General features: G+C 69.0%; 14 protein-coding genes. 10 read left to right on the forward strand and 4 right to left on the reverse strand.

Annotated elements, in window-relative coordinates; genetic code table 11:
- Positions 1–188 precede the first annotated feature (188 nt).
- Complete coding sequence (locus IE264_RS06845; protein WP_032755990.1) at positions 189–1,490, reverse strand: molybdopterin-dependent oxidoreductase; 1,302 nt, start codon at positions 1,488–1,490, stop codon at positions 189–191.
- Between the two features lie 196 nt (positions 1,491–1,686).
- Between IE264_RS06845 and IE264_RS06850 the strand changes: the two genes are divergently transcribed.
- The 3 genes from IE264_RS06850 to IE264_RS06860 all read left to right on the forward strand — a co-directional run bounded on the left by IE264_RS06850 (position 1,687) and on the right by IE264_RS06860 (position 4,495).
- Positions 1,687–3,162, forward strand: coding sequence for a hypothetical protein (locus IE264_RS06850; protein WP_032755987.1), 1,476 nt, complete (start codon positions 1,687–1,689; stop codon positions 3,160–3,162).
- Between the two features lie 113 nt (positions 3,163–3,275).
- Positions 3,276–3,527, forward strand: a complete 252-nt coding sequence (locus IE264_RS06855) for a hypothetical protein (RefSeq protein ID WP_015609690.1) — start codon at positions 3,276–3,278, stop codon at positions 3,525–3,527.
- A 107-nt stretch (positions 3,528–3,634) separates the two neighbouring features.
- The gene (locus IE264_RS06860) at positions 3,635–4,495 is read left to right on the forward strand and encodes a GNAT family N-acetyltransferase (protein ID WP_032755984.1); all 861 of its coding nucleotides are present in this window, start codon (positions 3,635–3,637) and stop codon (positions 4,493–4,495) included.
- Positions 4,496–4,501: 6 nt separating this feature from the next.
- On the opposite strand, the gene IE264_RS06865 is transcribed toward IE264_RS06860, so the two are convergent.
- Both IE264_RS06865 and IE264_RS06870 read right to left on the reverse strand, forming a co-directional pair.
- Positions 4,502–6,202 (reverse strand): SpoIIE family protein phosphatase, encoded by a 1,701-nt coding sequence (locus IE264_RS06865; protein ID WP_106973091.1) that lies wholly within the window; start codon positions 6,200–6,202, stop codon positions 4,502–4,504.
- 214 nt (positions 6,203–6,416) lie between these two features.
- A complete protein-coding gene (locus tag IE264_RS06870) occupies positions 6,417–7,163 on the reverse strand; it encodes a serine aminopeptidase domain-containing protein (protein WP_032755981.1) in 747 nt (248 codons plus the stop codon).
- 186 nt (positions 7,164–7,349) lie between these two features.
- Here IE264_RS06870 and IE264_RS06875 point away from each other — a divergent pair, with 186 nt between their 5' ends.
- From IE264_RS06875 to IE264_RS06890, 4 genes are all read left to right on the forward strand, one after another.
- Positions 7,350–7,841: a peroxiredoxin gene (locus IE264_RS06875; RefSeq protein ID WP_032755980.1), complete on the forward strand. Its 492-nt coding sequence runs from the start codon at positions 7,350–7,352 to the stop codon at positions 7,839–7,841.
- A gap of 104 nt (positions 7,842–7,945) precedes the next feature.
- Positions 7,946–8,455 carry an NfeD C-terminal domain-containing protein gene (locus IE264_RS06880; protein WP_031122431.1) on the forward strand — a complete coding sequence of 170 codons (510 nt, stop codon included), beginning with the start codon at positions 7,946–7,948 and terminating at the stop codon, positions 8,453–8,455.
- A 161-nt stretch (positions 8,456–8,616) separates the two neighbouring features.
- Complete coding sequence (locus tag IE264_RS06885) at positions 8,617–10,056, forward strand: flotillin family protein (protein ID WP_015609696.1); 1,440 nt, start codon at positions 8,617–8,619, stop codon at positions 10,054–10,056.
- A 124-nt stretch (positions 10,057–10,180) separates the two neighbouring features.
- Positions 10,181–10,729, forward strand: coding sequence for a DinB family protein (locus tag IE264_RS06890; protein WP_078657420.1), 549 nt, complete (start codon positions 10,181–10,183; stop codon positions 10,727–10,729).
- A 31-nt stretch (positions 10,730–10,760) separates the two neighbouring features.
- Here the strand turns inward: IE264_RS06890 and IE264_RS06895 are convergent, their stop codons facing one another.
- Positions 10,761–11,807: a hypothetical protein gene (locus IE264_RS06895; protein ID WP_032755978.1), complete on the reverse strand. Its 1,047-nt coding sequence runs from the start codon at positions 11,805–11,807 to the stop codon at positions 10,761–10,763.
- A gap of 279 nt (positions 11,808–12,086) precedes the next feature.
- Here IE264_RS06895 and IE264_RS06900 point away from each other — a divergent pair, with 279 nt between their 5' ends.
- From IE264_RS06900 to IE264_RS06910, 3 genes are all read left to right on the forward strand, one after another.
- The gene (locus IE264_RS06900) at positions 12,087–12,521 is read left to right on the forward strand and encodes a pentapeptide repeat-containing protein (protein ID WP_032755976.1); all 435 of its coding nucleotides are present in this window, start codon (positions 12,087–12,089) and stop codon (positions 12,519–12,521) included.
- Between the two features lie 360 nt (positions 12,522–12,881).
- Positions 12,882–13,490, forward strand: a complete 609-nt coding sequence (locus IE264_RS06905; protein ID WP_032755974.1) for a hypothetical protein — start codon at positions 12,882–12,884, stop codon at positions 13,488–13,490.
- Positions 13,490–16,027, forward strand: coding sequence for an ATP-dependent nuclease (locus IE264_RS06910; protein WP_078657419.1), 2,538 nt, complete (start codon positions 13,490–13,492; stop codon positions 16,025–16,027). Before IE264_RS06905 ends, IE264_RS06910 begins: the two co-directional genes overlap by 1 nt.
- Positions 16,028–16,246 lie beyond the last annotated feature (219 nt).

The following is a 16,246-nucleotide window of genomic DNA, read 5'->3' on the forward strand; positions in this document are numbered from 1 at the left end:
TACGCCGAGGGTGTCGCCGTCCAGGAGGCGTACGCCCGCGTATCCGGCCAGGCAGAAGGTGGCCGCCAGCAGGAGGAGATGGAGGGGGCCCTCCCCGTACCACCGGCGCGGGGAGAAGCGGGACGGGCGGGACGGGCGCGACGGGCTGGGTGCGCCGGCGGGCACGGGCGGCACCGCTCTCGTGGACATCAGAGCTCTCCGAACGTCAGGGTCTCGACCCATTTGGTGTTCAGCACCCCGGGCGCGGCGGGCACGATGATCCGGGCCGGGTAGCCGTGGTCGGGCGACAGCGGGGCGCCGTTGACCTCCAGCGCGAGCAGCGAGCGGCCGTCGCGGACCTGGTTGTCGCGCAGCGCGGCCTTCCGGAACGAGCCGCTGCGCTGCAACGACTCCACGAACACGTCCGGCGGGCTGTCCGGGTATCCGGCGAGCGCCGCCAGGTCCGACAGCCGCACCCCGCGCCAGAGCTGGTCCGAGGTCGACCAGCCCTCCACGCAGGCGATCGGGAGCGCCGCGCTGTGCTGCTCCATCGCCAGCAGCTCGGCCCGGGAGAAACGGAGTTCGCCGGCCGGCCCCCGTACCGTCAGCCGCCAGCGCTCGCCGGTGTCGGCGGGGGTGATCCGGACGGCGGCGGCCGTCTTGTTGACCTGGAAGGCGTTCGGGCCAGGACCCTGTTCCGTACCGCCGCGCGGGGTGAGGAGCGCGATGCGGCGCAGCGGTCCGTCGAAGCTGCGCCCGGCCGAGGTGATCAGCAGGAGCAGGGACCCGGCCCCCACCATGGCGAGGGCGCCGCGCCGGGAGAGGGTGGCGGGCAGCGGGTCGGGGGCGGCGAGGGGGTCGGGGGCGGCGGGGGTGTCCGGCTCGCCGCGCGGGATGCCGGACCGCAACACCCGTACGGCCTGCGGCAACTTCAGCGCCACATGGGCGACGAATCCGGCGAGGAAGACCCACGCCCCGTAGAAGTGCAGGGTGTAGAAGGACCCCGGGAAGAGGTAGTCCAGCTGGATGTTGAGCAGCCCGGTGAGGAACTCGAACAGCGCCCCGCCCACGAGGAGCAGCAGCGAGATCCGCTCCAGGGCGTGGCCCACCGACCGGGCGGGCGGCAGCGCGAACAGGCGCGGGATCACCGACCAGAGCTTCGCCAGCAGCACGGGTACGAGCACGATGCCGACCGTGACGTGCAGCCCCTGCGTCAGCCGGTAGAGCCAGTGCGGTCCGGTCGGCCAGGCGAACAGGTAGAAGCCCAGCAGCCCCTTGTCCGGGGTCTTGTCGTTGACCGGGTCCAGGTCCGGGTTGTACGCGGCGTACGAGAGCAGGCCGGTGACGAACAGCAGGGTGAGCCCGACGAGGAGGACGAGACCGAGCACGGCGGTGAAGCGCACTCCGCGCACCGGGCTGCGCCAGAAGCCGGGGTCGGCGGGCGTGCGGAGGGCGGTGAGGCGATCGGGAAGACGGTCGGGGAGGGAGGCGATCCGGCGGCGTTCGGGCATGGGCCCGACGCTAAGCCGGTGACACCGCTCGGAGGCGGCTGCGACTCCTGACGAAATTCTGACGTCGGTCCCGGGCTTGTGGTGTCCGCGCCCCGGACGCGCCCCGGACTCACCTCGGGCGCGCCGGATCTGACGGTTCGGTGACGCGGCCCCGCCGTACCGCCGGAACGCGCCCCGGCGTGCATAGCGTGCCAGCGTGAAGACCGAACACACCCCCCGCACGGAAGCCGCCGAGGGAACGGGGCCCGGCCGCCCGGACGCCCCGGACCCGCGTACCGGCCCCGAGGGCCCCGAAAGCGGCCGCGCACGCCGGCTCGACCTGATCGCCGCCGCCGCGGGGGTCCTCCTCGTCACCGCCGCGATCCTGGTCGGCCACGCCATCCAGAACCGGAACGGCACCCTGCGCGCCCAGTGGCCACCCCTCCTGGCCTCCTGGGACCCCCACCTGGGCCCCGGCACCCCGGCCGCGCTGACGATGGCCGTCCTCGTCGTCGCGTACGGGCCACCGCTCGCCGCCCGGCTGCCCTGGCGCGGGCTCCTCGGGGCGGCCTGGGCCGGGTCCACCGCCTGGGTCTTCTCGATGGCGCTGATCGACGGCTGGTACCGGGGCGTGGAGCGGCGCCTCACCACCAAGCACGAGTACCTGCGGGTCATCGACCGCTTCGACGACATCCCCGCCACCCTGCGCGACTTCACGAACCACATCGTGATCGGCGAGCCCGGCAACTGGCCCGCCCATGTCGCCGGGCACCCGCCGGGCGCGACCCTGACGTTCGTCTGGCTGGACCGCATCGGGCTCGGCGGGGGCGCGTGGGCCGCCGTCTGGTGCGTCGTCGTGGGCAGTTCGGCGGTGCTGGCCGCCCTGATCACCGTGCGCGTCCTGGCCGGTGAGCACCTGGCCCGGCGGGCGGCACCCTTCCTCGTCCTCGCCCCGGCGGCCGTTTGGGCGGGGGTCTCCGCCGACGGGTACTTCGCCGCCGTCGCCGCCTGGTCGGTGGCGCTGCTCGCGCTGGCGGCGACGCGCCGGGTCCGCTTCCCGGCCGCCGCCGCGGTGGGCGGGGGCCTGCTGTTCGGGTGGACCTGCTACCTCAGTTACGGGCTGGGGCTGATGGCCACCGTCCTGCTCATGGTCCTTGTGCTCGCCCGGACGGCCCGCCCGGTGGTCCCGTTCCTGCTCGGCGCGCTGGTGGTCCCGGCCGCCTTCACCCTCGCCGGCTTCCACTGGTGGACCGCGTACCACCTGCTGGTCGAGCGCTACTACCAGGGCGCGGGCGGCATCCGCCCGTACGCGTACTGGGTCTGGGCCAACCTCGCCTGTGCCGTCCTCGCGTCGGGCCTGGCCGCCGTCGCCGGAGTGCGCCGGAGCGCGTCGTACGCCTTCGGGGCCGTACGGGCGCTCCGTACGGGAGACACGGCACCGCGTACGGGGAACACGGCAACGCGCGCCCCCGCCCGGCGGCTGGCGCTGCTCGTCCTGGCGGCGCTGGTGGCGCTGCTCGCCGCCGACCTCTCCGGGATGAGCAAGGCGGAGACCGAGCGCATCTGGCAGCCGTTCCTGCTGTGGCTGCTCCCCGCCGCCGCCCTGCTGCCCGCCCGGACCGCGCGGTACTGGCTGGTCGCGTCGGTGGTCCCGGCGCTGCTGATCAACCACCTGCTCTGGACGGGGTGGTGAACGGCCGGTCGCGGAGGACGGGTCCGTTTGCGGGGGCGGGGCGGGCCCGGTTACGTGGGACGGGCTACGCGTCCGGAGTTCGGACCGCCCCGCAACACCTGGAGGTACCTCCGATGGCGAAGAAGAACCGCTCCGCGCCCGCCAAGGGCCTGCGCGGCAGCAAGGTGGGGCTCGCGCTGAGCCTGGGCAGCAGCGCGCTCGCCGTCATCAGGGCATCGAAGCAGGTGCGCCGGGCCAAGGGCTCGCACGACAAGCTGAACACCGCCGACGCGGTGGCGGGGATGCTGCCGCTGATCACCTCGGCCGCCCTGGTCCTGCGGCAGCTGCGCGGCCGGCGCCGGGAGAACGGCCCGGAGACGGCGTGAGCGCCAAGGAGCACCGGGGCGCCACCCCGACAGCGATCACCCAGCGATCACCCCAACGGCGTAACCCCTGATCACTGAACCGCCCCCGCCCTGGGTACGACTGTGCCGTGCCGAACCCTGTCGAAGATTTCGAGATCACCGCGGCCAGCGCCGAGGACATCGTGACGGTGGGCGAATGGGCCCATGAAGAGGGCTGGAACCCCGGCCTCACCGACGGCGGGGTCTTCTTCCCGACCGACCCCGGCGGATTCCTGATCGGCCGCCTCGACGGCGTACCGGTCACCTCCGTCTCCGTCGTGCGGTACGGCCCCGGCCACGGCTTCCTGGGTTTCTACCTGACCCGCCCCCATCTGCGCGGCCAGGGCTACGGGCTCCGCACCTGGCAGGCGGGGACGGCCCGGCTCTCCGGCCGCACGATCGGGCTGGACGGGGTGCCCGCGCAGCAGGACAACTACCGCCGCTCCGGCTTCGTCACCTGCTGGAGCAACGCGAGGTACGAGGGCACCCCGCCGACGGACATCGCGCCGCCCCCGGGCACCGCCCTCGTCGACGCCCGGTCCGTGCCCTTCGCCCGGCTCGCCGCGTACGACCGGCGGTTCTTCCCGACGGCCAGGGACGGCTTCCTCGCGGCCTGGATCACGGCCACCGGCCGCACCGCCCTGGCGGCGGTGCGCGACGGGGAGCTCCAGGGCCTCGCGGTGCTGCGCGCCTGCCGGGCGGCCTCCCGTATCGGCCCCCTCTATGCCGCGTCCCCGCAGGTGGCGGCGGCGCTCGTGAGCGCGCTCGCGGCGACCGCGCCGGACCGGCCGGTGGCCGTCGACGTCCCCGACATCAATCCGGCGGCCGTCCGGCTCGCCGGTGAGCTGGGCCTGACACCGTCGTTCGACACGGCCCGGATGTACACGGGCCCCGAGCCGGTGATCGACCGGGGCGGGTACTACGGCATCACCAGCCTGGAGCTGGGCTGAGGTTCCCTACGTCCCGCCGCCGGGCCGCCGCAGCACCGGCGGCCCCTCCTTGATACGGGAGGCCAGCACCGCGATGTCGTCCTCCGCGTCCCCGCCGAACCGGTCGAGCACCTGGTCGAGAAGGTCCTCGAGTGTCCCGGTGCGCGGCAGGGTCAGCGAGGCCAGCCGCCCCACCGACACGTCGATGTCCTCGCCCCGGCGCTCCACCAGACCGTCGGTGTACATGAACAGCACCGTCCCCGGGCCGCAGGGCACGGAGGTGGTCCGGTAGCCGCCGAAGCCGGTGCCCAGCGGCGGCCCGGTCTCCACCGGAACGATGCGGGCCCCGGCCTCCCCCGGGTCGATGAACACCGGGGGCAGATGGCCCGCGCTGGCCACCTCGCACACCCCGCCGAACCGGTCCACGACGGCCAGCAGGCAGGTCGCCGCCCGGTCCAGGCCCGACCGCTCGACCATCTCGTCGAGCTGCTCCAGGATCCGGTGCGGGGGCAGGTCGTCGCCCGCCAGCAGCCGCAGCAGCGAGCGGTAGTGGCTCATCGCCACCGCCGCCTCCACACCGTGGCCCATCACGTCGCCCATGGCCTTGAGGTGGCGGCCGTCCCGGAGCGGTACGACGTCGAACCAGTCGCCGCCGACCAGGACGCCCCGGTCCGCCGGCAGGTACCGGGTGGCGATCTCCACGTGCGGGTGGGGGCCGCGGGGCTCGGAGAGCAGGGAGGCCTGGAGCTCGCGGGCGATGCTGTGCTCGTGGTCGTAGCGGCGGGCATGGTCGAGGTCGACGGCGGCCCGGCCCGCGAGTTCCCGGGCGACGACCACGTCCTGGTCGGTGAAGGCGGGCGAGCCGTCGGCCCGGACGAGGCTGAGGGTGCCGAGCGGCCGGCCGCGTGCGGTGAGCGGGACGACGAGCGCCTCGCGCAGGCCGAGGGCCTGGGAGGCGGTGATCCGGTCCGAGGTGAAGGCGGAGCGGCCGCGGCGGTGATCGGCCCAGTCGTCGAGGACCGGCTCGTTCTCGGCCAGGCACCGGGTCACCGCGGAGTCCGCCGCGAAGTCGACGTACTCCCCCGGGTGTCCGAACCGCTGCACCTGCTCGTCGAGCGGCCCCTCGCCCCGCAGCGCGGACCGCCGCAGCCGCAGGACACCGGGGTCGGCACGGCGTACGGGGTGGCCCACCCGGGGCGGGAAGACGTCGACGGCTGCCACGTCGGCGAAGGCGGGCACGACGAAGTCGGCGAGCTCCCGGCAGGTGGTGTCCATGTCGAGCGTGGTGCCGATCCGGACGGCGGCGGTGGAGAGCAGTGCCACATGGCCACGCGCCTCCTCCAGCTCGGCCCGCTGCCGGGCGATGTCGCTGATCTCGACGACGATCACCATCAGCCCGCAGACGTCCCCGCCGGTGTCCAGCCGGTGGTAGGTGGCGCGCCAGAACCGCGGGTCGACGGAGGCCGCGGCCCAGGTCCGGCCGCTGATCGTCTGCTCGCGGGGCTCCCCGTCGCGCAGGACGCCACGCAGGACGGCCGCCTGACCGCGGAGTTCGGGCAGCACCTCGGAGAAGGTACGGCCCAGGTGGGAGCCGGCGGGGAGGCCGTTGAGCCGTTCGAGGGCCGGGTTGACGTAGGTGTAGCGGAGGTGCGCGTCGAGCACGGCCACTCCGGCGGGGTTCCCGTCGAGGAGGGCGGCCACGGTCGGGGGGTCGAAGGACGACGGCATACCGTCGCCGCACGCTTCGGCCTGCAAGGTTTCTCCTCCGCCGTAGATCGGCCCTCGGACTCCATCGCCGAGGGTCGGCTCCCGGAACTCCGTCGCCGCGGACCGGCCTCCGGGTCTCCATCGTGGGCGGCCGCTTCCGGCACCGCATCCGCAGGACGGCGGGTGCGGCCGGGCCGGAGGGGTCAGGAGCTGGGCTACGGCCAGGCCGGAGGCGTCAGGGGCTCGGCTGGAGTCCGGCCGCGCCGCGCTCGGCGCGCAGCCGGTCGAGGTCGAGGGTGCCCTCGGTGGGCTCGGCGGTCGGCGGCAGGCCGAGGGCGGCGGTGACCGGCCCCGGCAGGCTGCCGGTTCCCAGCAACCCGGTGACCAGGCCGGTCGTGAGGTGGTGCCAGGCCGGGGCGCGGCGGATCATCGCGTGGTCGCCGCCCCGGACGGTGATCATGCAGGTACGGGCGCCGGCCCGGCGGGCCCGTGCGGTGAGGGACTGGGTGGCCTGGGGGCTGGTCATCCGGTCCCGGTTGCTGTGCACCAGGACGACGTCACGGCCCGCGAGCTGGGTCACCGGGTCGCCCGGCGGGCACCAGGGGGCGAGGCCGACGACCCCGCGTACGAGGGGGTGACCGGCGGCGCGCAGGGCGGCGCGGGCGCCCATGGAGTGGCCGAGGAGGACCACCGGTACGTCTCCGGCCTCCTCGCCGAGGGCGTCGAGCGCGGCCAGGGCGTCGTGGAGGGCGTCGGCACGGGGCCCGTTCCACCCCCGGTGGACGTAACGCACCTGCCGTACGAGGACCTCCGTACCGTCCTCACCGCCCCCGGGCGCACGGGTGGCCCGGCGCAGGGCGCGGACGAAGGGCCGCATGCGGACGCCGGGGAGGTTCAGGAGGCCGGGGGGCGGCGGTTCCGTACCGTTCTCGTGGCCCCCGTGCAGGACGAGAACCGCTGCCGACGGCGGTCGTTGGGCCACGCGTACCTCCAGAGCCGGGTGCGGGACGGGTGGGCCCGCTCCCTCCGTATTCGGTGCGGAACCCGTTCCGGATGGGCCGAACGTGTCATCAGGCGGAAAGTGCCGTTCACTGTACGGGCACGGGCGCATCCGTGTAAGCGCCACGAACCACAAGTACGCGCCACGAACGCACAAGAAGGAGACCTCATGGCGGCAGGACCTCCCCTCGGCAGCCCGGCACCGGACTTCACGCTCCCGGGCGGTGTCCTGTCCGTGCCCGGGGACACCTTCGAACGCGGCGACTACGCGCTCTCCGCCGCCCGCGGCCGGGCCCTGGTGCTGGCGTTCTACCCCGGGGACAACACCAGCGTCTGCACGAAGCAGCTGTGCTCGTACTCCTCGGGCATGGAGACCTTCGAGGGGCTCGACGCGGAGGTCTGGGGAATCAGTCCACAGGGTGTGGACAGCCATGAGTCGTTCGCCCGCACCTACGGGCTCCGGATGCCGCTGCTGGCCGACGAGGGCCGGGAGATCGCCAAGGCGTACGGGGTCGCCGCCCCCGGCATCGGCGTACGGCGGGCGGTCTTCCTCATCGGCCCGGACGGCGTCCTGCGCTGGAAGCACGTCGCGCTGCTGGGCGCCACCTTCCAGTCACTTTCCACCCTTGCCGATCAGTTGTCCGGCATCAAAACCGCGTAAAGATTGCCGGGTTCCGGCAGTGACCCGAACCGCCCCCCTATGGGACCATCCAGTCAGTTCGACGGAATTACCCGGGGGAAGTCGAAAATCAGGGGAGTGATCACGTGACCTTCTTTCTCGGTCTCGGCATTGCGGGAATCGTCCTGCTGGCCCTTTCCCTGATCTTCGGCGGCGTCCTCGAAGGGATGCTCGACGGTGTGCTCGACGGGCTCTTCGACGGACTGCTCTCGCTCCCGGTGATCGCCGGTTTCGTCTCGATGCTCGGCTTCGGCGGGGCGATCATGCTCGGCACCACGGGTGCCGGGACGTTCGTGGCCACCGTCGTCGGCATCGCGGCCGGAGTCGTCGCGGCCTGGCTGACCTGGAAGTTCAGCCAGGCCCTGATGCGGGACCAGACCTCCGCCACACCGCGCGGCGGCGACCTGGTCGGCACGTCCGGGACGGTCGTGACGGCCATCCCGGCCGACGGCTACGGCGAGGTGATGCTGCGGCTGGCGGGTACGCCCGTCAAGTACGCGGCCAAGTCCCCGACGCCCGTCGTCCGCGGCACCGAGATCTGGGTGGAAGCGGAGCTGTCGACCACCTCGGTCGCCGTACGCCCGGTCGAGCGCTGACCACGCAGGACCGGCGCCGCTCCCCACCACCTTCTCTGCAGCACCACACCGCATTTCTTCGCAGCACCACACCGCATCCTCATCCGCCCACCCACCCCACCAGCACCTCGCACCACAACAATCTGCCGTCCCCCACCCGGGAGGCAGGGGGGACACCTCTCATGAGTCCAGTTGTCATCGCCGTCATCGGCATCGTCGTACTCCTCGTCCTGCTCGGCCTGGTCGTCATCACGCGGTACAAGGTCGCCGGGCCCAGCGAGGCCTTCATCATCACCGGCCGCCGCGGCAAGAAGTCGACCGATCCGGTCACCGGCCTCACCAGCATCGACAACAGCGGCCAGAAGGTCGTCGTCGGTGGCGGTGTCTTCGTCGTGCCGTTCGTCCAGCAGAAGTTCACCCTGGACCTCTCCAGCCGGCACATCCCGATCGCCGTCCGCGGCGCGGTCACCCTGCGCGGCGTGAAGTCGAACCTCGAAGGCGTCGCGATCGTCAAGGTCGGGGGCAGCGAGGACGCCATCCGCGCCGCCGCCCAGCGCTTCCTGCAGCAGCAGAACGGCATCGTCGGCTTCACCCAGGAAGTGCTCTCCGGAGCGCTCCGCGCGATCGTCGGCCGCATGTCGGTCGAGGACATCATCCGCGACCGCGCCGCGTTCGCCGGTCAGGTCGCCGAGGAGGCCGAGGCCAGCCTCTCCGGCCAGGGCCTGATCCTGGACGCCTTCCAGATCCAGGACATCACCACCGAGGGCTCCTACCTGGAGGACCTCGGCCGTCCGGAGGCCGCCCGCGCCAAGCAGGAGGCGGACATCGCCGAGGCGATCGCCAGGCGCGCATCGGAGCAGGCCCGGCTGAAGGCGGCCGAGGAGATCGCCATCGCCGAGCGGACGTACTACCTGAAGCAGGCCGAGATCAAGGCCGAGACCGAAGCCGCGGCCGCCAAGGCCAACGCAGCCGGTCCGCTCGCCGAGGCCGCGCGTCAGCAGGAAGTCCTCATGGAGCAGGAGAAGGTCGCCGAGCGCCAGGCGGCGCTGACCGACCGCGAGCTGGACACCAAGGTCCGTAAGCCCGCCGACGCCGCCCGCTACCAGGCGGAGCAGGAGGCGGAGGCCCGCCGTATCGCCCAGGTCAAGGAGGCCGAGGCGGACGCGGAGCGCTCGCGCCTGACCGGTCAGGGTGAGAAGCTCCACCGTTCGGCACTGGCCGACGCGGTGCGCATCGAGGGTGAGGCGGACGCCGCGGCGATCGCCGCCAAGGGTGCGGCCGAGGCCGAGGCCATGCAGAAGAAGGCCGACGCGTTCGCCCGATACGGCGACGCGGCCGTCCTCCAGATGCTGGTCGAGGTCCTCCCGGACGTCGTCGCGAAGGCCTCCGAGCCGCTGAGCGCCATCGACAAGCTGACGGTCATCTCGACGGACGGCGCAAGCCAGCTGGCCCGCACGGTCACCGACAACGTCGCCCAGGGCATGGAGCTGCTCAGCTCCACGACCGGCGTCGACGTCGCCTCCCTGCTCCAGAACCTGAAGGACCGCACGGGCACGTCCGGCTCGGCCTCCTCGCCCGAGAAGCACGACAAGGACAACGGCAAGATCGAGATCACGGGCTGACGCCTTCCGTATCAGCTCCGCTGCCAGTGCCCGGCGACATACATCTCTCCCGTCGCCGGGCACAGGCGCGTCCGCAGCACAAAACCGCTTCTCACCACCCGCATCGCTGTGCAAGGTTCGTACGGTGACGATCTCCCCGCCCACTCCCTACGTCCCCGCGCTCGACCTCCTCCGCTGGCAGTTCGACCTGACGTGGTCGCTGTTCGAGTACCACTTGGAGCGGATCGAGCCCGACGACTTCCTGTGGGAGCCCGCCGCGAACTGCTGGACGGTACGCCGGTCCGCCGACGGGACATGGACACCGGACTGGGCGGACACGGAGCCCGACCCCGTACCCGTACCCAACATCGCCTGGCTGAGCTGGCACATGGGCTGGTGGTGGAGCGTGGCCGCGGACCACGCCCAGGGGAGGACACCCCGGGAGCGGAGCAACATCACCTGGCCCGGCGCGGGCAAGCCGACCGTCGAGTGGCTGCGCGCCCTGCGGAAGGACTGGCTGACGGCACTGGCCGGCCTCACCACCACCGACCTGGACGCCACGGCCCCGTTCCCCTGGCCGAAGGACCCGCAGCACACGGTGGCCCACATGATCGCGTGGGTGAACGCCGAACTGATGAAGAACGTTGCGGAAATCGGCCAACTCCGCCTGCAGCGAGCGGCTGCCCGGGGCTGACGAGCGGGGCGCAGGGTGGCAGGCCCCCGGCCTACTGACCGCCGGGCGCCCCGGCCGCCCCGGTAGCCCCAGCGGCAGCGGCGAGTCTCCCGCGCCACCCTCCCGGATCCCGCCCATCTTCCACGGCCTTCGCGGCGTCCTCGGCGAGATCAACTCCCAGATCAGCGGCCCGGCGCTCGGCCCACCGGGCCCAGGCGGCAGCCTGCTGACAGTCGGGACACTCGGTCTCCCCCGCCATGGCCCGGAAGACATGCTCGGTCCCGGGCCCCTGGCAGGTCACTAGGGGAGCCGGAACGTACGGAGGAACAACAACAGGCGCGGCGGACAACGGCTGCCGCTCGATCTCGGGCACTTCAGGCATCTTCTTCACGAGCCGATGCCCCAGAAACCCCACAGCGGACCGCACCCCCTCAGACGGCAGGCCACCGCTCAACACCCGCCGAAGCTCCGAGCCCGACACCCCGCGCCGCAACCACTCGACAGCCAGCCTCACAAGCTCACGCGCTTCAGCAACCCCGAGCCGCAGCTGCCGGTCCACGTGCCGCAGGGACAACAACACCCGCTCAGCCTCGGCCTCTTCAGGCGAAAGCTCCACCAAAGCTTCGCTCACGTGCGGGGGTTCGGTGGGTGGGTGGGATGAGTTCTTCTCCCGTTCTTCCCCTACCGGTAGTTGACGACCGACGGTCCGAGGACCCGGCCGGCCGACGGCCGGAAAGTGCGCACCCGGAGACGGGTCGCCGCCCACACCGGCCTCCCGCCACACACCAAGAGCATCAGCATCGCTCAACGGCACATTGGAGAAGAGCTGCTGGGTGACCCACAACCCCCGCTCCCCGGAAACCCGCCGCTCATGAACAAACCCATTCACAATGAGCTGCTCCTTGGCCCGCTGAAACGCACGCCCCTTGATACCCAACTTCCGAGCATGCTCGGACAGAGCCAGATGCGTCTGCTCATCGGGCAACCCCTGCACGTACAACAGCAGGATCTTCGCGTCACTGCACAGACGCGGATGACGCACAACATCGTGCGAGGCCTTCGTGTAACGCCGAACCGGCGCGATAGCATGCCAAAGCATCCCGGTGGACCTCTGTCTCCACTAGTTGGGTGAAGGCCCTCGGCTAGGTGCTGTAACACCACCGGGGGCCGCCCCATGCGCACGCAAGACATGCACACAGAACGTGATGACACGATCACCGTACAGCAGGCAAGAGGGCGTCGATGCCCAAATCAGCCCGAGACAGCCTCAATTCCCCCTCCAGGGGAACGTGATCGCCTCACGCACGGCCGTCTGTTGAACTGTCAAGTTGTCGTAATCTCGACGCCGACCACCAGCACGGCTGAGACGCTGACCCCCATGACCACGCCACTGACCGCGCGCCAACGCCTTTCCGAGCTCCACCGCTATGCGGCCGTAAGCGGCGAGGACTTCACCCACCAGAACCTTGCCTCGGCCCGCACGAACCAACTGCGCTTCGCGCGCTGCTCGTTCGCGGGGGCGGACCTGCGCTACGCGACGCTGGAAGGCTGTTGGTTCAAGTTCTGCGACTTCAGCGGCGCAGACCTCCGCGGAGCCTCCCTGCGCGGCGCGGTCCTGGCCGGCTGCGACCTCCGCGACGCCGACCTCCGCGACACCGACCTGACGGGCGCCCGACTCAGCAGCGTCAACACGGGCATCCCCCGCCTGGGCCCGACGGACATCACGGGCGCCCGCTTCGAGGGAACGTCACTGCGCAACGTCCAGGCGGACGCAGTCATCGGCTGGCCGCCGGGGCCCACGCGGAGCGCGTAGGACTGACGCCCGCCCAACTCCCCATGCTCCAGGGGCAACAGCGGCCCCATCCTCCTGGATGTCGACGGCACGCTGCTGCTCTGCTAAAGGTGGCCCCTGCGGATTGCCCCCGACTTGACCGCTAAGGCGACCCGACCAACTGATCGTTTCAGAATGAGATCGGCGTGGCGGCTAGCCCTGGCGATCTTCGCGGGCAGGGTTTGGCGGGTGTCTGCCGATCTTGTCCCGGATGAACTCTGGGACCGCATAGCTCCGTTCCTGCCGCCGCGACAGGAACGTCGGGCTGCATCATCTGTCTCCGCCGACTGCAGGCACCGTCCCAGAAGGATCAGTAGGGTCGTCGGTGTGCGTGATGTACGAGTGGTTCTGATCGGCGGGACGTCGAACGTCGGGAAGTCGACCATCGCCCAAGAGGTTGCGGAAGAATTCGGGTTCGAGTGCCTGAGTACTGACGCGCTGGCCAGGCATCCTGGGCGACCCTGGAGAACCTCGGATTGGGAGGTGCCGGCGCATGTCGCTGAGCACTACGGATCACTTACCGTGAACGAACTGATCACGTCTGTCTTCGACCACTACGATCGGCTCTGGCCCCGGATCGAAGAGCTGATCACGGCCCGTGCGGCCGAAGACAGCGGCAGCACGGGCCTGGTCCTGGAGGGGTCGGCACTCTGGCCTGCGCGCGTCGCGAGGCTACAAGTCCCGCACACGGCCGCCGTGTGGCTCACCACCGACGACTCCCTAGTACGCGCCCGCGTTCATTCTGCGGGCTGCTACGAAGCAGCCACAGACGAGGAACGGGTCCTGATGGACAAGTTCCTGGCCCGCACGGAGCGCTACCAGGCCCTGATGATCGAGGCCATCGACAGGCTTGGCCTGGCTCGCATCGACGCGGGTGGAGGTCAGTGCGCCGCCGAACTAGCTGACATTGTGCTCGCGGCAGTCGACACGCAGACCGCGCTGGGACGGTAATGCACCGGTCGGTGAGCATTCATAGCGGCTCACCTACAGAGCACCCCGAGGCCAGCGCCCCACCAGCTCATATTGAAACGATCAGTAACACGCCCATCGACACGAGAGGTCGCTTCCAACCCAGTGCCCGCGAGCCCTGCTGCTCCCTGACCTACCTGCAGAGACAGTCGCCCGGATGGGTAGATGGACAGCCTGAGGATGCCACGGTTGACCACCACCTATCGCCCCATCTGGCACAGGTTTGGCAGAACGCCGGTCAGCTACAAGCCCCACCGCACAGGCCGGTCGCGGAGCTCGCGCGGTTGCTCAGCGATCGGACCACCAATCTCAGGAAAAGCACCACCCACACGCACCCCGTGGTTCTAGGCTGTTCAGATGCCAAACCATCCCAAAGCCAAGGGCTTCGGGATAGAGGGACCAAGAGGACTTCTGTGCTTATTTCCAATGTAAGAGTACAAAACTATCGCGGCCTTCGCGACTTGAGCCTTCCGGTATCACCCTTCGGCTGCATTATCGGCGAGAACAACGCGGGTAAGTCCTCCATCTTGCAAGCGTTGGACATCTTCTTCAGTGGGCCAATTTTGAAGGATTCAGATTTCTATGACGCCGGAAATCCGCTGCGTATCGAAGTAACTCTCGATGAGATTAAAGATGAGGACTTGGCGCGACTTGCCGAGGAACACAGGGGCAGGATCGAGAAGGTTGCCAACGGCGGGAGGCTGACGCTTTCACGCGTCTACGACGCACCAGGAAAAGGACTCCTGAGGCAAGTTGATGATGTTCCCATCAATAAGAAGTACTGGCCTTCCTCCGTTCAAGAGATGGTCGCCGGAAAGCGGGGCGAGGAACTTAAAGAGAGCGCGGTTTACGCATTCCCTGATTTGAGGGATATTTTACCTCCGAAGCCGACTCAGAAGGATGTCAAAGAGGCGATTGCCGCCCTCGCAAATTCCCTCCATCAATCCGAGCGAACTAAGGGTGATGTGGATCTGCCGACCGGGATGGAGAAGTCTATCCAGGCCCTACTTCCGGAGGTCATCTACATTCCCGCAGTAAAGGAGCTATCCGATGACCTCAAGACTTCTGAAAGTGCTTCATTCGGAAAGTTGCTAAGCATACTAGTTGAGCAGATCAAGCCGCAGTTGGCCGACGTTGACGAGCTGTTCGGAAAGTTGCGCGGCTATCTAAATGTTGAGGCACTCCCCGAAGGTGGCGTCAACGACAGGCGACTCGATGAGGTGAGAAACATCGAGCAACTCGTCGAGGGTAATCTGCAGGCAGCCTTCCCTGATACCCGAGTTAGCATTGAGATCCCCCCACCGGATCTCAAGAGTGTTCTGTCTAATGCGACGATTACAGTCGATGATGGCGTCAGGGGCACGTTCAAGAGCAAGGGGGATGGTCTTCGCCGATCCGTCACCTTCGCGATTCTTCGGACGTACGCCGAGCTTAGGACTGCCATGCGTGATCGCTCGGCGACGGCAAAGTCGAGGCCCTACCTCCTGCTGTTCGAGGAGCCTGAGCTCTTTTTGCACCCGCGGGCTCAAAAGCAGCTATTTGAAGCTCTTCGCGTATTTTCTCAGGATCACCACGTGCTGGTTAGCACTCACTCGACGTCCTTTTACAGCCCGCAGGCAACCGGGACATTCGTGAAGATCGCGAAGGATAGGTCCACCTCCCCACCCTCTGCAGTTGCCTATCCGATTGACCTGTCACATCTAAAGGCCAAGGATCAATTTCAGATGATCCGCCAAGAGAATAACGATGCCGCGTTTTTCTCGGACAAGGTGCTCCTAGTGGAAGGAGATAGTGATCACATCCTCGTTCCCCATATTGCTCGGACTCTGAATCCGGACTGGGATTTCGGTAAGCGCTCGGTGGCCATCGCTAAAGTTAATGGAAAGTCCAGCATTGCACGGTATAGAGGGTTCTTTGAGAAATTTGGTGTGGCGGTCGCGGTTCTAGCGGACCTAGACGCACTAGTTGAGGGATTCAATAAGCTTGGAGCAAGTGATGCCTGTGCATCCAAGCAAAAGATCCTGATGGAAGCGGTGGGGGATACCATCGTCAGGAGTCGGCGCGGCGAGACTGACATTTCAAGCAACGTGGCCCGGAAACTGCGCGACGCACCTGCAATGAAGGACCTATGGCGGGACGCTACCCGAGCTGGCGAACTCTTCTCAGCCGGTGGCTGTGAATGGGAAGACCTGAGGAAGGCGGTAGATGAATTCTTCCACCGTGCCGTCACTCGCGATGTGAGGGCGGAGCTGGTAAAGAATCCCCCGAGCAGGGAAATCGGAGAAGCAAAGGCAAGTCTCATCTCGTCCTTGCGTGACGAAAAAATCTACGTGCTAGAACGCGGAGCGATCGAAGATTATTATCCGGAATCTGTCACGGGTGACAAACTGACCGCAGCTCAGACGTTCTGTGACGAGCATCGCAATGCTGACGCTCTTCGAGGGGCGATCACGAGTGATGTCCTTTCTCCAGTTTGCGAGTTCGATCTGATCCTTGGGAGCTTTTTCGGATCAGAATAGCCGCGCCTCGGTAGGCGATGGAGCGGGCATGGCCGGTGTCCTGCCGGAACCGCGGCCAGGGAGGTAGCCAAAGCTGTGGAGAGGACCGCCCCAGGCACCGGGCTCCTTCCCCTCTTGCGACGAGCTAATTCGCCCGGGCAAGGCCTCCCTGCGCTGGTGGAGCGACCGGCTCGGTCAGGTCGAGGACGCCTCCACCGAGAGGCAGTTCACCTCGTACAA

The sequence above is a fragment of the Streptomyces microflavus genome (genome assembly GCF_014650075.1).
Taxonomy (GTDB): domain Bacteria; phylum Actinomycetota; class Actinomycetes; order Streptomycetales; family Streptomycetaceae; genus Streptomyces; species Streptomyces microflavus.